Annotated in this window: 17 protein-coding genes; 4 read left to right on the top strand and 13 right to left on the bottom strand. The window is 35.5% G+C overall.

The window, feature by feature from the left end:
* Nucleotides 1-9 precede the first annotated feature (9 nt).
* A complete protein-coding gene (gene purQ, locus CFE53_RS05895) occupies nucleotides 10-690 on the top strand; it encodes a phosphoribosylformylglycinamidine synthase I (RefSeq protein ID WP_148120927.1) in 681 nt (226 codons plus the stop codon).
* A 309-nt stretch (nucleotides 691-999) separates the two neighbouring features.
* Here the strand turns inward: purQ and CFE53_RS05890 are convergent, their stop codons facing one another.
* The 5 genes from CFE53_RS05890 to argC all read right to left on the bottom strand — a co-directional run bounded on the left by CFE53_RS05890 (nucleotide 1,000) and on the right by argC (nucleotide 7,143).
* A complete protein-coding gene (locus tag CFE53_RS05890; RefSeq protein WP_148120926.1) occupies nucleotides 1,000-3,198 on the bottom strand; it encodes a CDC48 family AAA ATPase in 2,199 nt (732 codons plus the stop codon).
* Nucleotides 3,199-3,364: 166 nt separating this feature from the next.
* A complete protein-coding gene (locus tag CFE53_RS05885; RefSeq protein ID WP_148120925.1) occupies nucleotides 3,365-3,721 on the bottom strand; it encodes a hypothetical protein in 357 nt (118 codons plus the stop codon).
* Nucleotides 3,722-3,886: 165 nt separating this feature from the next.
* Complete coding sequence (locus CFE53_RS06940) at nucleotides 3,887-4,183, bottom strand: HesB-like protein (RefSeq protein ID WP_305791425.1); 297 nt, start codon at nucleotides 4,181-4,183, stop codon at nucleotides 3,887-3,889.
* A gap of 595 nt (nucleotides 4,184-4,778) precedes the next feature.
* Nucleotides 4,779-5,879, bottom strand: a complete 1,101-nt coding sequence (gene cfbD / locus CFE53_RS05880; protein WP_148120924.1) for a Ni-sirohydrochlorin a,c-diamide reductive cyclase catalytic subunit — start codon at nucleotides 5,877-5,879, stop codon at nucleotides 4,779-4,781.
* 238 nt (nucleotides 5,880-6,117) lie between these two features.
* Complete coding sequence (argC, locus tag CFE53_RS05875; protein WP_148120923.1) at nucleotides 6,118-7,143, bottom strand: N-acetyl-gamma-glutamyl-phosphate reductase; 1,026 nt, start codon at nucleotides 7,141-7,143, stop codon at nucleotides 6,118-6,120.
* Between the two features lie 604 nt (nucleotides 7,144-7,747).
* Here argC and rsmA point away from each other — a divergent pair.
* The 3 genes from rsmA to CFE53_RS05860 all read left to right on the top strand — a co-directional run bounded on the left by rsmA (nucleotide 7,748) and on the right by CFE53_RS05860 (nucleotide 10,553).
* Complete coding sequence (rsmA, locus tag CFE53_RS05870) at nucleotides 7,748-8,608, top strand: 16S rRNA (adenine(1518)-N(6)/adenine(1519)-N(6))-dimethyltransferase RsmA (protein ID WP_148120922.1); 861 nt, start codon at nucleotides 7,748-7,750, stop codon at nucleotides 8,606-8,608.
* Between the two features lie 557 nt (nucleotides 8,609-9,165).
* Nucleotides 9,166-9,840 (top strand): selenouridine synthase SelU-like subunit, encoded by a 675-nt coding sequence (locus CFE53_RS05865; RefSeq protein WP_172456366.1) that lies wholly within the window; start codon nucleotides 9,166-9,168, stop codon nucleotides 9,838-9,840.
* Nucleotides 9,822-10,553, top strand: coding sequence for a selenouridine synthase SelU-like subunit (locus CFE53_RS05860; RefSeq protein WP_148120921.1), 732 nt, complete (start codon nucleotides 9,822-9,824; stop codon nucleotides 10,551-10,553). The genes CFE53_RS05865 and CFE53_RS05860 overlap by 19 nt, the downstream gene beginning before the upstream one ends.
* Nucleotides 10,554-11,804: 1,251 nt before the next feature.
* Here CFE53_RS05860 and CFE53_RS05855 read toward each other — a convergent pair.
* The 8 genes from CFE53_RS05855 to CFE53_RS05820 form a co-directional block, all read right to left on the bottom strand.
* Entirely contained in the window at nucleotides 11,805-11,999 is a 195-nt protein-coding gene (locus tag CFE53_RS05855) for a hypothetical protein (RefSeq protein ID WP_148120920.1), read from the bottom strand.
* A complete protein-coding gene (gene gatC / locus CFE53_RS05850) occupies nucleotides 11,990-12,226 on the bottom strand; it encodes an Asp-tRNA(Asn) amidotransferase subunit GatC (protein ID WP_148120919.1) in 237 nt (78 codons plus the stop codon). Before gatC ends, CFE53_RS05855 begins: the two co-directional genes overlap by 10 nt.
* Nucleotides 12,227-12,238: 12 nt before the next feature.
* On the bottom strand, nucleotides 12,239-13,111 hold the full coding sequence (dapA, locus tag CFE53_RS05845) for a 4-hydroxy-tetrahydrodipicolinate synthase (protein ID WP_148120918.1): 873 nt from the start codon (nucleotides 13,109-13,111) through the stop codon (nucleotides 12,239-12,241).
* Between the two features lie 22 nt (nucleotides 13,112-13,133).
* Nucleotides 13,134-13,325, bottom strand: a complete 192-nt coding sequence (locus tag CFE53_RS05840) for a 30S ribosomal protein S17e (RefSeq protein ID WP_148120917.1) — start codon at nucleotides 13,323-13,325, stop codon at nucleotides 13,134-13,136.
* A gap of 256 nt (nucleotides 13,326-13,581) precedes the next feature.
* On the bottom strand, nucleotides 13,582-14,202 hold the full coding sequence (gene hisH, locus CFE53_RS05835; protein ID WP_148120916.1) for an imidazole glycerol phosphate synthase subunit HisH: 621 nt from the start codon (nucleotides 14,200-14,202) through the stop codon (nucleotides 13,582-13,584).
* Between the two features lie 2 nt (nucleotides 14,203-14,204).
* Entirely contained in the window at nucleotides 14,205-14,750 is a 546-nt protein-coding gene (locus tag CFE53_RS05830; protein ID WP_148120915.1) for a TATA-box-binding protein, read from the bottom strand.
* A gap of 123 nt (nucleotides 14,751-14,873) precedes the next feature.
* On the bottom strand, nucleotides 14,874-15,191 hold the full coding sequence (rpl12p, locus tag CFE53_RS05825; RefSeq protein WP_148120914.1) for a 50S ribosomal protein P1: 318 nt from the start codon (nucleotides 15,189-15,191) through the stop codon (nucleotides 14,874-14,876).
* A 61-nt stretch (nucleotides 15,192-15,252) separates the two neighbouring features.
* On the bottom strand, nucleotides 15,253-16,272 hold the full coding sequence (locus tag CFE53_RS05820) for a 50S ribosomal protein L10 (RefSeq protein ID WP_148120913.1): 1,020 nt from the start codon (nucleotides 16,270-16,272) through the stop codon (nucleotides 15,253-15,255).
* Nucleotides 16,273-16,279: the final 7 nt, after the last annotated feature.

Here is a 16,279-nt window from a genome sequence, read left to right as displayed (position 1 = left end):
AGTGATAAAATGAATATCGCAGTGATAAAGTTCCTAGGTACAAACTGTGAAGAAGACGTCTATCGTAGTATAAAATTAGCAGGAGGATATCCAGAGATTGTATGGTTCACAGAGAGGGATCTAAGTAGATTTGATGGCGCAGTTATTCCTGGAGGTTTCTCCTATGGAGACTACCTAAGGGCAGGTGCCATAGGTGCTAGGACACCTGTAATAGAGGGATTGAGGGATATGATAGAGATGGGAAAACCAGTTTTAGGTATCTGTAATGGTGCCCAGATAGGATTGGAGGCAGGATTTTCAAAGGGTGCACTTACTAACAACATCAACTGGAGGTTTGTATGTAAGTGGGTTTATCTAAGGGTAGAGAATAATAAAACTCCTTTTACAAAGGGATATAAAAAAGGAGAGGTTATAAGGATGCCTATAGCCCATGCAGAGGGCAGATTTTACATAGATGAAGATGGTCTCCAGGAGATGTATAAAAAGAAGATGATCGTATTTAAATACTGTAACGAAGATGGAGAGGTCACTGAAGACGCCAACCCTAACGGTTCCATAGACAACATAGCAGGAGTATGCAACGAGAAGGGTAACTGTGTCCTACTGATGCCTCACCCTGAGAGAGCCTCAGAGGAAATACTTGGCTCCACAGATGGACTTCTAATGTTTAAATGTATGTTGGAGAAGTGAATAAAAAGATAATTGTATTTTCATATATCAATATTTAGTTGTAAAACATTATAAAAAATACAAAAAATGATTTTAGGTTATTATTTATATAGACTCCATAATATTCAGGGATTAAGATATATTCTTTGTAACTCTTTTCTCCTCTTAGGTTGTAATAGTCTCAATAATATAACCGTTTTTAATTCTTTTTTTTTGTTATTTATTTTTATAATTATTTTATTGATTATTAAAAAATTAAAAATAGGATTTAAAAAAAATTAGAATTAAATAAAAAAATAAAAAAGAAAAGAGTAAAAACCCTTTTATCCATTATCTATGGTACTCTGAATAGTCCTTATTACTGGAGATTCTCTCTGTTGTTCCCCTTCCGTACTCCTCTGCCAACCTCTTGTATATCTCCATATCCTCCTTTCTTACAGATGGTCTTATCTTCTTCATAGCCTCCTCGAAGTGTCTCATCTCTACCTTCTCTGCATTGATGTTCTCCCTCAGTGCTATCATTGCAGCCTCTCTACATATAGCCTCTATATCTGCTCCAGTGTATCCCTCTGTCTTCTCTGCCAACTTCTCAAGATCTACGTCCTCTGCAAGGGGCATCTTTCTAGTGTGAACCTTGAATATCTCCAACCTTGCCTTCTTATCTGGTAGTGGTACTAACAGTACCCTGTCCAACCTTCCAGGTCTTAGAAGTGCTGGATCTAGTATATCAGGTCTGTTAGTTGCAGCGATTACCACTACATCTTTAGGCTCTTCGAGACCGTCTAATTCAGTTAGCAACTGGTTAACTACCTTCTCAGTTACATCGCTACCTCCAAGGTCTCTACCTCTTCTTGGAGCTATACTGTCTATCTCGTCGAAGAATATTACTGTTGGAGCAGCCTGTCTAGCCTTTCTGAATATCTCCCTTATTGCCTTCTCACTCTCTCCAACCCACTTGGAGAATATCTCAGGTCCCTTTACACTTATGAAGTTTGCATCAGACTCATTTGCAACAGCCTTTGCAAGGAGAGTCTTACCTGTTCCAGGTGGTCCGAAGAGTAATATCCCCTTAGGAGGTCTTATACCCATTCTTTCAAATACGTCTTTGTGTTTCAGTGGCCACTCAACAGCCTCCCTCAACTCCTGCTTTACATCCTCCAATCCACCAATATCCTCCCACTTCACATCTGGAACCTCTACAAGAACCTCCCTTAGAGCAGAAGGTTCTACCTCCTTCAGTGCCTCCTTGAAGTCCTCCATTGTTACCTCTATCTTATCTAGGATTTCTTTAGGTATTTCCTCTTTCTCAAGATCTAAGTCTGGGAGTATTCTCCTTAATGTCTTCATTGCAGCCTCCTTACACAGTGCAGCGAGATCTGCCCCTACAAATCCATGGGTGATTTCTGCTAAGTACTCAAGATCTACGTCCTTAGCCAATGGCATGTTTCTCGTGTGTATCTGAAGTATCTCCAACCTACCCTTCTTATCTGGAACTCCTATTGTGATCTCCCTGTCAAATCTACCTGGTCTTCTCAATGCTGGATCTAGTGCATCTGGTCTGTTAGTTGCAGCTATAACTACAACTTGCCCTCTACTCTCGAGACCATCCATCAAGGTTAGAAGTTGTGCAACCATTCTCCTCTCAACTTCTCCACTGGCCTCATCTCTCTTTGGTGCTATAGCGTCTATCTCGTCTATGAATATTATAGATGGTGCGTTCTCTTCAGCCTCCTTGAATATCTTCCTCAGGTTCTCCTCAGTCTCCCCTACGTATTTACTCATTATTTCTGGACCGTTTATACTGTAGAAGTTGGCCCCTGCCTCATTTGCAACAGCCTTTGCAAGGAGAGTCTTACCTGTTCCAGGTGGTCCTACAAGGAGTACCCCCTTAGGTGGCTCTATACCAAGTTTCTCGAACAACTCTGGGTGTCTCATTGGGAGTTCTACCATCTCCCTAATCTTGTTAACCTCCTCTTTCAGTCCACCTATATCTTCGTAGGTTATGTCTGGTATTTTTGCCTCCTTAACCTCTGATACTGGCTCCTCCTTCAATTCAACCTTTGTTAACTCTGTTATTTTAACAACGCCCTTAGGTGTTGTTGAAACTACTATAAATGGAATAGCGGTACCAAGTACACCTATCATTACTTTAGATCCCTTACTTACTACCTGACCAATTAATCTACTTTTAACGTACTCTTCAAACCCACCACTGAATCTAATAGGCTGCATTGGAGCAAGTACTACCTTTGTAGCCTCTTTGATCTCTACCTTCTTTATTTTAACCTTATCTCCAAGTCCTGCCTTAGCATTTTGTCTTAGAATACCATCCATCCTTATAATGCCCCTTCCTTTATCCTCTAAATATCCTCTCAATACAGTAGCGTAAGCCTTTGACTTACCTGCTATCTCTACAACATCTCCAGGTTTTAGGTCCAATTTTTCCATGATTTCAGGATCTACTCTTACAATCCCTTTACCAACATCCCCCTGATAAGCCTCTGCTACAGTTAACTCTACTTCTGTCATAACTATCACCTAAATGGTCTAATTTTATTACTTTATAATATGTTATTATTAATTTTTATACTATTCTATCTTTTTAGACAATTTCATTTTTATATAAATTATGCCTTTGAAATTCTATATAAAACTTTCGTTTATGTGCATTAAAATTCACAACTGCATTGATACCCTATTCCTGCCCTATGTATGCCATATTAAACCTATAGTATCGTGTAAATTTACACATCCTACATCTTATATACACACCAGCCATTGTAATTAAAATGTCTTGAATAGCGTATCTTTTACAGTTGTGACATTTTACCTCTTTTTCCAGCAGCCAGTTATCATATCGGAATTTTTTATTCTTTTCAACCTCTATGACGTTGTTACTGTCGATATACACACTTTTAATAACATAACATCTTGTAGCTCCACAGTTAGAACACTTAACAAAGACCTGAGTTGGATATACTTCTATTATTTGATCTACCATTTGGCCACAGTTATAACACTTACTTTTATTCCTTAGGGTCCAAGATTCCATAAAAATATCACTCCTTTTAGAGATTTTAAATTATTTTATAAAACTTATAAAAAATAATATTTTTATTTTCTATATTTAAATTATTATATTAATTAAAAAAGCAAAAAACAGATCTCTTTTAGAAGGTGCCAAACCTAATCCCTTTAAAGGGTTCTTAGGTTTGGCCTAGCATAATCTTCTCCCGGCATTTTTAAGGGCAAGGTATTTACCGTAGAATAGGGACTTTTTCAGAGTTAGATCTATCTCATTGAGGAATTGTCTTCCTATCTTGTCAAGATAGATTTTAAACTCTCCATCGTATATTAGTTCGTCCCCTTTACCGGGAGTTTTCAAACTTATATTGAACTTAGGACCCCCTCATCCAAAACCTTCAAAGGATATTACTAAGGTATCGATTCCAGTCTCTTCAACTTTTTCTTTTATAAACTTTAAAGCATCCTCAGATATTTTAACAGGTATCATTTTGTCACCTAATGGGATACTCCTTCCTCCGTTCTGGTTATCCGCTACTTTTGGAACTTGTAAACCAATCGTAGCGGATAACCTTCCCTCCTCTCAGTTTCATCGGAGGGCTTTCGGGGGGAACGGAACTCCCCACATCTTCAGGACTCTAACAGGGATATTTCTATTTCCAACTATATCTCTACCCCCTTCAAGATCGCAGTTTCGCAGTTGATACTCCCAAACTCTGTGCATATTTGTTTAGTTTTCCCTCATATATCGAGACAGGGGGATATATGAGCAGGATCAATAAAACCCTAATTCAATCCCTGAGTTTAACTAATTCTCACAGTAAACCCCCCGTATTTTTCACCTAACTTAGCAATTTGTTAGCCAGTTTGCAAGTTGATATAAAGACATTTAAAAGTTTTACTCATTATCAATTTACGAAACAGTCTACTCTAAAGAGCCAGATAGAGTTCTTTCTAAGATACACTGCTATATCTTTTCTTAAAGAACTAGTTTTTATCAACACTTTATCTTCATCCTCATTTAAATAGATTATCGTAATATTCAAAAATATTCACATTAGCGATGAATAAAAAAATAAAAATTCTTAGTTTATATCTGAAATACACCTTAACACTTCACCAAATCTAGACTTTACTAAGGTTCTCCTACCTAACACCTTTGCATGGGCATCTAACTCAATTACACTGTAGTGATAAATCTCCTTTATTGGATAGTAGAGTCTAGGACCGTCACTTATACCTACAGTTATTCCATTATCCTTTATCTCTTCAATAGGTACTGCATGGGGCACTCCAGAGACCACCACTAAATCTCCTCCAATCTCCTTCAGTATATCTACAACCCTCTCCCCACTTATAGGGTACTCGTCTAATCCCCCCGTAATGTAATCTATATCTATGTTTCTTTTCCTGTACTCCCTAAGTATGTTGTTGGCATCCTCCCTTATCTTTTTAAGACCTACATTTGGATCTAAGTTGGCTATGTTTATTACCTCTATTCCTCTCCTCTCCATATATCTGTTGATCTCTATTAAGGGATGGGCAAAGAGATATCCAGTCTCTTTCTTGGCATTTAGTACACAGACTACCTTTGCACCTTTCTCTAAATTTTTAACAGTCTTTATAACCTCCTCCAGGTCGTCCTCGTAGGTAGGTTTTAAGTATCTATTCTTAGCCATTCCCCTTTTTTTCTCCACCTCTGTAGCCTTTTGAAGTATGTACTTCTGTCTTTTGAACTCCTTCTCATCTATTAAACCTGCATTTAAGCAGGCTTCCATAGTTTTTATAGCCCCTATTGTATTGTCTCCCATACCACTATGTACCTCTACTGGAACAATGATAACACTGTCGTCAGAGTACCTCTTACAGGGTAGATGGAGATCCTCTCCAATTATCATACTGGGACAGGTGCCCACTATACCTATGATATGCCTCTCCTTCTTCTTATGTTTTTTCAGATAATCTATAACGTATCTTACAGTACTCTCTAACTTTTCACTCCCTCCAAATATGAAGTCATTCTCATCCATTCCAGTTGTAAATACTCTAACACCATCTAACTCCAACAACCTAGCAGTTCTAAAGGAACATCCACTTGGGCCATGAAGTATTATAGCATCTGCTCCTACATCTCTTAGTTGATACATAGATGCAGCTATCGGTGAAGGCCTAGGATGTAGTATCATTGTTTCCCCTTCCTTTTATAGTAGGATCTTAAGTCTCAGGTTTTCCATTAAATTTATCAGAATTTTAAATTTCATTAGTTATAATTGATTAATATTATAATTAATAAAAATAAAAAGTAGAATTTAAAGAAACGGTTGACAGTGTTACTATTTTTTATTTCCTCCCTTAAGATAATCCCAACTATTTTTATAACCCTATTGTTTTTTATTTATAATTATTAATAATAAAAAACAAAAATTAAGGTGCTAAGCCCCCAAACCATAATCCCTCCCTCTCATCGAATCCCATTATTATATTCATGTTCTGGACTCCTTGACCACTGGCTCCCTTAACAAGGTTGTCTATTGCAGAGATTAAAACTACCCTCCTATCCCTATCCACCTCGAGGGCAATATCACAGAAGTTACTACCTCTAACCCCAGTTAAAGAGGGCATGCCCTCCTCAAGTATCCTTATAAATGGTTCTCCCCTGTAGAACTTTCTATATATCTCCATCAATACCTCCTTATCCATCTCCTCACGTAGGAATACATGGGCCGTTGTAAGTATGCCCCTTGTAATAGGTACTAAATGGGGTGTAAAAAATACCCTTATATCTCTTTCTGATAACTTCTTCAACTCTTTCTCTATCTCTGGTGTGTGTCTATGGGAGGTAACCTTGTAGGGCATAACATTCTCATTTACATTGGGGAAGTGGGTAGTATCTGTAGGAGTTATCCCTGCTCCACTTACACCAGTTTTGGAGTCTATAACTATCCTCTCCTCAACAACATCCTCCTTAATTAAAGGTGCCAAGAGTAAAATGGCCCCTGTTGGGAAACATCCAGGATTTGCAACTAGTTTTCCTCTCTTTATAGACTCCCTATGAAGTTCAGGTAAACCATAGACTGCATCAAGTTTTCCCCTGTGTTTTATACCGTACCATCTCTCATAGACCTCTATATCCTCAAACCTATAATCTCCACTGAGATCTATAATCCTTACATCCTTCTCGTAGAGGACAGGTACTATCTCCATAGATACTCCATGGGGGGTGGCACAGAAGACAACATCTGAATCTATATCCTCAGGAGAGATATTTTTAAATGTTAGGTCCTCCAAAGGTTCAATACCCTTTAGGTTTTTATGTACTTTAGTTACAGGCACTCCATCCAACTTCCTGGAGGTAATATATTCTATCTCTACCTTTGGATGGTTAGAGAGGATCCTCAAAAGTTCCCCTCCTGTGTATCCAGATCCTCCTATAATAGATACCTTTATCAAAGTATCACCTAATTTTTCCATATAGTAAGGTATAGTAAATATGACAGAAAAGAGACAGAAACTCTTAAAAAGAAGAATTACAGAAATCTCTTCTGTTTTTTCCAATACGCAGTGTAGGGCAGGGATAAGAATCTATATTTACTTTTTATCTGTAATTTATTCTGTTTGATATTTTTCACTTTTAATATTTTTTACTTTTATTTAGATTTATTATTATAATTATTATTATTTTTTATTTTTATAAAGGTTGATGTAATAAAAATTTGTAGTATAAAAACCTAGTTTTTATCAGTTAATAAAATTAACAATTAAAATCTTATTAAACAAAAAATTGAAAATAACAACTATTAAGAAATCTCGATAAATTAATAAAAGATAACTATAATATAGTAAAAAATAAAAAATTTTAAATCTCAAAAATTAATATTTAAAGAAATTAACTGAAAAAATAAAACCTCATTTTTATTCCCTAACCTCCACTAGGCACTAAAGGAGTTCTAATTGTTCTATTAGCCTCTTTTTCTTATTCTATCGTTAATATTGAACTATTTCAATATTTATATTTAATATCCTATTTATATACTTGAAATGCACCTGTGATACTATGAGATACAGTAAGAAGTTGGGACAGTGTTTTTTAAAGGATAGAAATATAGTAAAAAAAACTGTAGATGCTGCCCAGATAAATAGTGATGATAAAGTACTAGAAATAGGGCTGGGAAAGGGAATACTTACAAGGGAACTGGCTGAGAGATCTAAAAAGGTGTATGTTATCGAGATAGATAGGAGATTGGAGCCCTTTGCAAGGGAGATAACCTCTAAGTATGACAACGTTAAGATTATATGGGGAGACGCCCTGAAGGTGGATTTTAACTCCTTAGATTTTAACAAGGTTGTGGCAAATTTGCCCTATCAGATATCCTCCCCTATAACCTTTAAACTTCTAAGGCATGACTTTGATCTGGCTGTCCTTATGTATCAGTATGAGTTTGCTAAGAGGATGGTGGCTAAGAAGGGTACTGAAGATTATGGTAGGTTAAGTGTAGCAATCCAGTACTACGCAGATGTGGAGTTTGTATGTAAGGTGCCTCCCCAGGCTTTCTTTCCAAGACCTAAGGTGTACTCTGCAGTTGTGAAGATCACAAAGAAGAAACCTGAGAATATGCTCCCTTTGGAGGATCCCCAGTTCTTCGAGGATCTACTTAGGGCTCTCTTTCAACATAAGAACAAAACTGTAAAGAGGGCACTACTTGATTCGGTGCATGAGATCGGTTTAGAGGAGAGGGAGTTAAGGGAGTTATTGGAAGATTTAGATTTTAACTTAAAGGAGAGGGTATTTAAATTAGGGGTTGAGGATATTGTTAAGTTAAGTAATTTACTCTATAGGAGGATTAAAAATAACCCTACTTCCTATCAAAGTGATAATATAAAAAATAATAATAAAAAAATAAGAAATAAGAAATAATAACTAAAAAAATTAAAAAGTAATTCTATTTGTTTATCCAGTATCCAATATGGGAAGAAAGGATTATTTTATTTTTTACCCTTAATCAGAATTTTATTAATTTTATTATAATAATTATTATTTTAATTATTATTCTTCTAATCACAATCTTGACGGGAACTGAAGTTAAAAATAATTATTAAAAGATAAAAAATAAAACAAATTTATTATAAATCTTAATAGAATAAAAAAATAGAAAATAATAATCATAAAATTAAAAAATCACTTAAAATAATAAAAACTAAAAACATAAAAATAAATCTTATTGTTTATCTAGAATGTCCTGAGTACTGAAAAAATAGGATGAAATCTTATAAACTTTTCTCCCTTTAAAGGTATATTAACTTTTAATAATGTTATGGGATAAAATCCTGCTAACTAAGGGAATTTCGTCCTTTTATCAAATACTAGAGTAAGAGACAGGTATAATTTTATTTATCTTTGTCCTATTACTCTTTATTTTACTATTATTATCTTATTTATAATGATTATCCAATAAAAATTTTAAGTGATCTTTTATGGTGGTTATCTTTGGGTTGTTTGGAAAAACTGGCTGTGGAAAAACTGAAATACTCCAGAGGTTAAAGAGAAACCATCCAGTAATAGATATAGAGGGCATAGCGAGGACGAGGGGTAGTATCTTGGGAGATCTTTACCATCTAAATATGGCGAGTCAGGAAGAGTTTGACAGAGAGATCAATGAAAAGATAAGGGAGGCTCAGGAGGTAGGATACCTTATTGTAGAGTACGAGGGTAGGAAGATAGGGGGTGTAAAGAAGTTGAAGATACCTGAGTTATTGGCAGATGTTAAAAATTATACATATAAAATACTTATAGACTGTCCATATAACTACCAGATAGAAAACTTAGTATCTTGGTATAAACCTAAGAATGAAAAAGAGAAAAAACTTCTCCTTGAAAGGATCCTTTTATTGAGGGAGAGTTTTAAAAATCCTGACATTATAAGGAAGATAGATGAGATAATAGAGAAGATCAGGGAGGATAAATACTACGAGGCTGCAGAGTTAATTGAGAAGGAGTTGTATAGATCCCACTATATGAGAAATATTAAGAAGATAGAACCAGATCTAGTGGTTTATAACAGGGATATAGAGGAATCTGTAAAAAAGATAGAAGAGTTTATAGAGGAGAAGTTAAAATATCATGGGATAACATGGAGGAAGAGATCTTAGCAAGACTAATAACCTTCAGAAGGGATGTAGTTTTAGCCATAGTGTTGAATACTGGAAGAAAGATGATAACAGACGGTAGTAAGATACTGGCCGGAAAGTTAAGTGGAGATTTGGCATCCTTTATACTGAGATCCTCTAAGGAGTTCCTCGAGGGTAAAGATTTCGGTGTAAAGAGATATGGAGAGTACGATATTTACTTCGAGAGGATAGATGTAAAGAGGTTCTTGAAGGCTATTGGTGGTGAATTGGTGGAGGATGTGATCACCTTAGATGAGTTTATGAGGATGGATAAGGAGGATGTGATAGTTGTAGATGTTAGGAGTCCAAGGGAGTATAAAAGGAGTACTATACCTAACGCTATAAATATACCTCTCTTCTTAGATGAAGAGTATGAGATCATAGGGAAAACATACAAAAAAGAGGGAAAAGAGAAGGCTATAGATTTGGCACTTGACATCGTAGAGAAGAATCTAAAGAGGATATTAGGGGAGATAAAAAAGTTAGATAGGAGTAAAACAGTTGTGATCTTCTGTGCAAGAGGTGGGTTGAGGAGTCAGATAATGGCTACAATACTTAAGTTGGCTGGTTATAGGGTGAAGAGGCTTATCGGAGGATTTAAAGGTTATAATTTAGATTCTAATTACTCTAGTTCCTATCAAAATGATAATTTAAAGAATAATAAAAATAATTATAAAAATAATAAAGAATTTTAAAATAAAAACTTCTATTATTCCAATACAAAATTTTAAAAAGGAGATTGAAGGGAAATGAACCTCTGTATATTTTCTAATATAGGGGATATCAGAATAAGATCTCCTATCTTACCTAAGGGTTCGGAAAGATCCTAAGGGTATCTAATATTTTTATATTGAACCTTACTCCCATCAAACAATTCTAATAAGAATAATAATTATAATAATAAAAATAATAAAAAGAAGGTATTAAAATCAAAATAAGAGATAAATAACCTTTCCTGGGACGCTCTAAGATACCAAATGGAATTGGAGTAGATCCTTTATAACAGATCGCTATTATTAATTTTTATTATAAGGATTGTATTTTAATATTTTTCCAGTCTTTTTTTATTATTCTTATTTTTATTATTTAAATCGTTACTTTAATGGGAATTAAGGTTTTTACATTGATTATTTTCATTTTATGATTTTCAATTATAATAATTATCTTTTTATTACTCTTTAATTACTACTTGATGGGAACTAAGGTTATTTACTTTCCATCCCCTATCCCTTCAGAATTTTTTTATTATTACTCTTAAGATTTTTTGTTATGATATTTTTTATTACCTTAGTTCCTATCAAAAAGATAGGTTAAAAAATAATAAGGATAGTTATAAAAATAATATAAAAATAAGAAAAAACTTCTATCATCCCAGATACAAAAAATTTTAAAAGACGATTGAAGGAGAATAATCCTCGAAATATCTTTTAATACAGGAATTCAGAATATTTTTCACTGTTCTTTTAATCATTACTGATGGGAAGTAAGGTTTATTTTTTTATCTCTATTCTTTCAGAATTTTATTACATTTTATGTTATTATTTTTAAGATTTTATTATTTTTTATTATGAATAATTATTATTTTTATTATTTTTTAAAACTATCCTCTTGATGGGAACTAGGATCTTTTATTATTATTCTTCTAATTACAGTCTTGATGGGAACTGGAGTTATAATTATATGAACAAAAATTAATCAAACTAGTAAAACTATCGAGGATCTCCAATAAGAGTAATAATTATAAAAAGAATAATATATAGGTAAAAAAGTAAAATATAACCTTTATTCTATGTAATACACTAAGTACTGGTGAGACAGGATATAGAATTTTCTTAATCTTCTTCTTAAGTACCTTTTACCTCTTTTTCTGTTATTTTTATTATTAACTTTAATTTTTTATTCTAATTATTATAATATTATTATAAAAGTTATATTTTTGACTAAACTTACTTGTTTCTTCTCTCTCTTTTTCTTCTTCTCAGTCTCTTCTTGTAGTGCCTCCATCTCATTCTACCTTTCTTTTTCCATCTTCTTGAACTCCTCTTTATGTTATCACGCTCCTCTATTTTTTTAATATCCTTTCGAAGTGTCCTTTCGAGTATATTACTGTTGAGATAAAAATGTTTCTGTCTTACTCCCACTTACTCTTCTCAACGACGATGTAACCATCCCTTGTTTTTGGGGCTATCTTGAGAACTTCCTCTCTGAAGGATGGATCTACTGAAGGTTCAGAGTCTTCCCTTAGGACGTTCTTACTCTCAAGTATATAGTACTCCTCCACATCCTCAAAACTGTACCTCTCAAGGACCTCAGAAAACCTCTTCACGATCTCCTCTGCCTCCCTCTCTACCTTTTCTCTATCAACCATCTTATCACTTATCTAATCTTTTAAGAGCCCTATATCCTCAAGGGCCTTTTTTAACTTCAGTCTATTTTCCTGGGACATCTCACACAGTGGAAGTCGCAACTCACCTGCAGGCATACCTAACATATTCATGGCGGTTTTTATAGGTATCGGGTTAGTCTCTACAGTCATAAGTTTCATAAGGTTGTAAAGTTTGTAGTGTATCTCCCTAGCTTTAGAGAAGTTGCCCTCTAGGGCGTAATTAACCATATCCACAAACTCCCTCGGTAGGATATTTGAGAGGACACTTATTACTCCCTTTCCTCCCAACGCTATTATTGGGAGGGTTAATTCGTCGTTTCCAGATAGTACATCGATGTCGCAACTACTTATAATTTCCGATACACGGGAGAGGTTGGGGTTTGCCTCCTTTATGGCTACTATATTGCTACACTCCTCGTGGAGAAACTTTACAGTCTCAGGTGAAATGTCTACTCCTGTCCTTGAGGGTATGTTGTAGAGAACTATAGGGAGATCTACAGTCTCTGCAATCTTTACAAAGTGTCTCTTTAGGCCCTCCTGAGTAGGTCTGTTGTAGTAAGGTGCTACCAGTAGTAGTGCATCTGCTCCCACATCCTTGGCAAATTTAGAGAGTTCTATAGCCTCCCTTGTGGAGTTTGAACCTGTACCTGCGATAACCTCCACTCTCCCATCTACAAATTCAACGGTCTTTTCGATGATCTTATTATGCTCCTCGTAGGACAGGGTTGGAGATTCACCTGTAGTACCTACTGCTACAATACCACTAACGCCGTTTTCTATTAAAAAATCTATGTTTCTTTTTAGCCCCTCGTAATCTACAGAGTTGTTTTTAAATGGGGTCACTATTGCAGGAAATACCCCCTCCATAAAAAATCATCTCCAAAGTTAATTATTTTTTTAACTTTTTTATCTTTGAGGCAATATATCCTGCAATCCTATTTCTTAACCTCTTTGTAGATATAAGGGCCACTTCCTCTACGATCTTTTTATTTGTATCGAAGTCTGTTGTAAACCTATCTCCAAACTTCTCGATAAGTTCGTTACCAGCCCTTTTTATAAACGCCTGTCTAACTCTCCCCAATCTATCACCTATATGTGTTTTAATTTTTTGATGATGTGTCAAATAACTATAGATTTATTATTTAAATATTTTTTGTTTATCTAAAGAGAAGGTGTTTATAGGTGGATATACTAACATTTTAAACGTACTTTATTAATGTTAATCTTAAATAAAATTAATATTAAAAGTTAACAAGGATTCTAAAAATAAAAATATTATAATAATTTTAAAGAGAAGAACTAATAAGATTTTTAATTTAATTATTATAAATAAAAAATTAAATCAACTCTAAGAAATTCTCTATTACCTTCAAACCTATCTTACTACTCTTCTCTGGATGAAACTGCGTCCCATATACATTACCCTTTTGAATAACACAGGGGAACCTATAACCGTATTCAGATACACCGACTACAACATCGTTATCTAAGGGATTTACATGGTAGGAGTGCACAAAGTAGAAGTACTGGTTGCTCCCTATACCTTCAAATAGTGGGATGTCTTTCAGTAACTCTACACTGTTCCAACCCATATGAGGTACTTTATCCACTTCTCTGAATCTTATAACGCTACCCTCTATTACACCTAAACCTTTTGAATTTCCTCCCTCCTCACTACTCTCCATTAACAGGTGCATACCTAAACAGATGCCTAAAAAGGGCACTTTATTTTTTATACTCTCAAGTAGAGCGTCCCTTAGCGACATCCTCCCTTCTTTCTTAGATAGATTCAACACTGCACTTTTGAAGTTTCCTACACCTGGAAATACTATCTTATCTCCACTTAATACCTCCTCTGGATCCTTAGATACTTTAACGTTTTCCCTTCCCGTATATATCTCAACAGCCTTTGTAATACTCCTTAAGTTCCCTGCGTTGTAATCTACTATCACTATCACTTCTATCCCTTTATTTCTTCTAACTCTTTCAACATATTTAGAACATTTTCTAAAGCTCTATAAGCGTCCTCCTCCCTTTTTAAACCTGTAATAACGATCTTCCCACTACCGAATATAAGTATTACAACCTTGGGATCCTTCATTCTATAAACCAACCCTGGAAACTGTTCAGGTTCGTATTCGGTTCCCTCTAAAGTAGATATCCTATCTAAGTTTGGTTCAATACCTAACTCGGCAGTGGCAACCATATTTTGTACCTTAATCTCTGGATTTTCCTCGATGTCAAAACCTGCATCTTTCAACTGTTTTATAACCTTTTTTATTGCGATTTCAGCCTCTTCCTTACTCTTAGCCCCTGTACAGTTTAACTTCCCACTTCTGAATATTAACAGTGCCACCCTAGGGTCGTTCAATCTACAGACCAACCCTGGAAACTGCTCAGGTTCATACTCTGCATTATCCAACACGTCTGCAACACGTTCAAGATCGATGTCATCTCCTATCTTGGTAGATACTACAACATTCACAATATTTATTTTAGGTTCCACAGTTCCACCTTAATGTTGGATTTTTATTATATATAAAAAATAATTGATATAAATATTTATAGGATTATTTTTTATAATGTATTTAAATATTTGGATATAGATTATAATAAAAAAATAGATAATTTACATGAAGAGAGCTCCAAGACCTGCAGCTGCTGCCATTGCAGAGTCTTCTTTCTTCTCCTCTTCCTTCTTCTTCTCCTCTTTCTTTTCCTTCTGCTCTTCCTCAGGTGCAGGTGCTGGAGCAGCTGCTGCAACAGGAGCTATGGTAGCCTTTTCTAGAACTTCGTCAATGTTTATTCCTTCCAATGCTGTTACTAGAGCCTTAACTCTTGCCTCATCTACTTCTACTCCTGCTGCAGAGAGTATTGATTTTATACCCTCTTCTGTTATCTCCTTACCTGCTGAGTGTAGTATCAATGCAGCATATACATATTCCATCTTATACACCTCCAAATTTGTTCTTTATTTACATTAATTTTTTTATATATAACATTTTCTATTAGAAGAGTAGGCCTAAACCTACTGCAGCTGGGGCTTCCTCTTTCTTTTCCTCTTCTTTCTTCTCCTCCTTCTTCTCCTCTTTCTCTACATCTTCAGTGGTTGATGTGGCAGTGGAGGAGATTAATTCCTTTAACTCCTCATCGAGAGCATCTTCACTAAGTTCTGATGCAAGGGCAAGCATCTGGGAGTATCCTTTGGCAAGTATGTCTCCAACAGTCTCCTTTGTTGGGTATGCACTTTCAATGGACAGGGTTCTAGCGTTGTTAAAGGCCTTCTGAAGGATAGTTTCTATAGTCTGTGCAGTTGGAATGACTGCCTCAACAGAGAGGTTAAATGCGTTGGTAAATGCCCTCTGAATATCCTGGATAATCTTTTCTTCATCTATCTTTAGTATATCTGGTGTATAGATAACACCATCTTCATAGGCTGCTAGGAGGTCTATACCAACTTTAACTGGTTTTATACCTAAGTTGGCTAGAACTACTGCAACTTTATGAGGTACTACCTCCCCCTCTTTAACTACAACAGTATCCTCTTTTATCGCTATCTTACCCTTTTCAATAACTGCAGGTATACCAACACTCTTCAACTCCCCCAAGAACGGTCCTGGAGGCATCCCAGTGGACCCCTTCTCTACAACTATATCACAAGGGGCAATAGCACCTCCCCTTATAGGTGCAGGAGTCTTACTCTCCTCTAGTGTCTTGTAGAGTTTAAAGGGATTCATATCAGTAACTATGATGGCAGCCCCCCTTGCTATATAGTTGGCAAGTTTGGCAAATTCCGGGTTGTTGGTCTCCTCAGCAACCTCCTTAATCGCCCTCTCTATCAGGGAGTTCCTGGACATCCTCAGTATCATCTTCCCTCTAATCTTATCCCTAATCTCCTGAAGTTGCCTGGCTGGTACATCCATAAGATCTGCCAGGGCTACAACCTTACCCTCTTTAAGCAACTTCTTTAACCTGTTTACCTCCTCTATCTTCCAAGGGGCAACATGTTTAGCTCCCACTGCTGACATTTTTATC

The organism is Methanofervidicoccus sp. A16, from assembly GCF_003351865.1.
Lineage (GTDB): Archaea > AGJL01 > Methanococci > Methanococcales > Methanococcaceae > Methanofervidicoccus.
This window is presented reverse-complemented; position numbering and strand designations above follow the sequence as displayed.

Bases quoted from the DNA above. Each gene is read 5' to 3' on its own strand.
- cfbD (WP_148120924.1), bottom strand. From the start codon at position 5,879: ATGATACTACATCCTAGGCCTTCACCGATAGCTGCATCTATGTATCAA.
- CFE53_RS05860 (WP_148120921.1), top strand. From the start codon at position 9,822: ATGGAGGAAGAGATCTTAGCAAGACTAATAACCTTCAGAAGGGATGTA.
- gatC (WP_148120919.1), bottom strand. From the start codon at position 12,226: ATGGTTGATAGAGAAAAGGTAGAGAGGGAGGCAGAGGAGATCGTGAAG.
- CFE53_RS05820 (WP_148120913.1), bottom strand. From the start codon at position 16,272: ATGTCAGCAGTGGGAGCTAAACATGTTGCCCCTTGGAAGATAGAGGAG.
- dapA (WP_148120918.1), bottom strand. From the start codon at position 13,111: ATGGAGGGGGTATTTCCTGCAATAGTGACCCCATTTAAAAACAACTCT.
- CFE53_RS05885 (WP_148120925.1), bottom strand. From the start codon at position 3,721: ATGGAATCTTGGACCCTAAGGAATAAAAGTAAGTGTTATAACTGTGGC.
- purQ (WP_148120927.1), top strand. From the start codon at position 10: ATGAATATCGCAGTGATAAAGTTCCTAGGTACAAACTGTGAAGAAGAC.
- rsmA (WP_148120922.1), top strand. From the start codon at position 7,748: ATGAGATACAGTAAGAAGTTGGGACAGTGTTTTTTAAAGGATAGAAAT.
- CFE53_RS05865 (WP_172456366.1), top strand. From the start codon at position 9,166: ATGGTGGTTATCTTTGGGTTGTTTGGAAAAACTGGCTGTGGAAAAACT.
- rpl12p (WP_148120914.1), bottom strand. From the start codon at position 15,191: ATGGAATATGTATATGCTGCATTGATACTACACTCAGCAGGTAAGGAG.
- CFE53_RS05890 (WP_148120926.1), bottom strand. From the start codon at position 3,198: ATGACAGAAGTAGAGTTAACTGTAGCAGAGGCTTATCAGGGGGATGTT.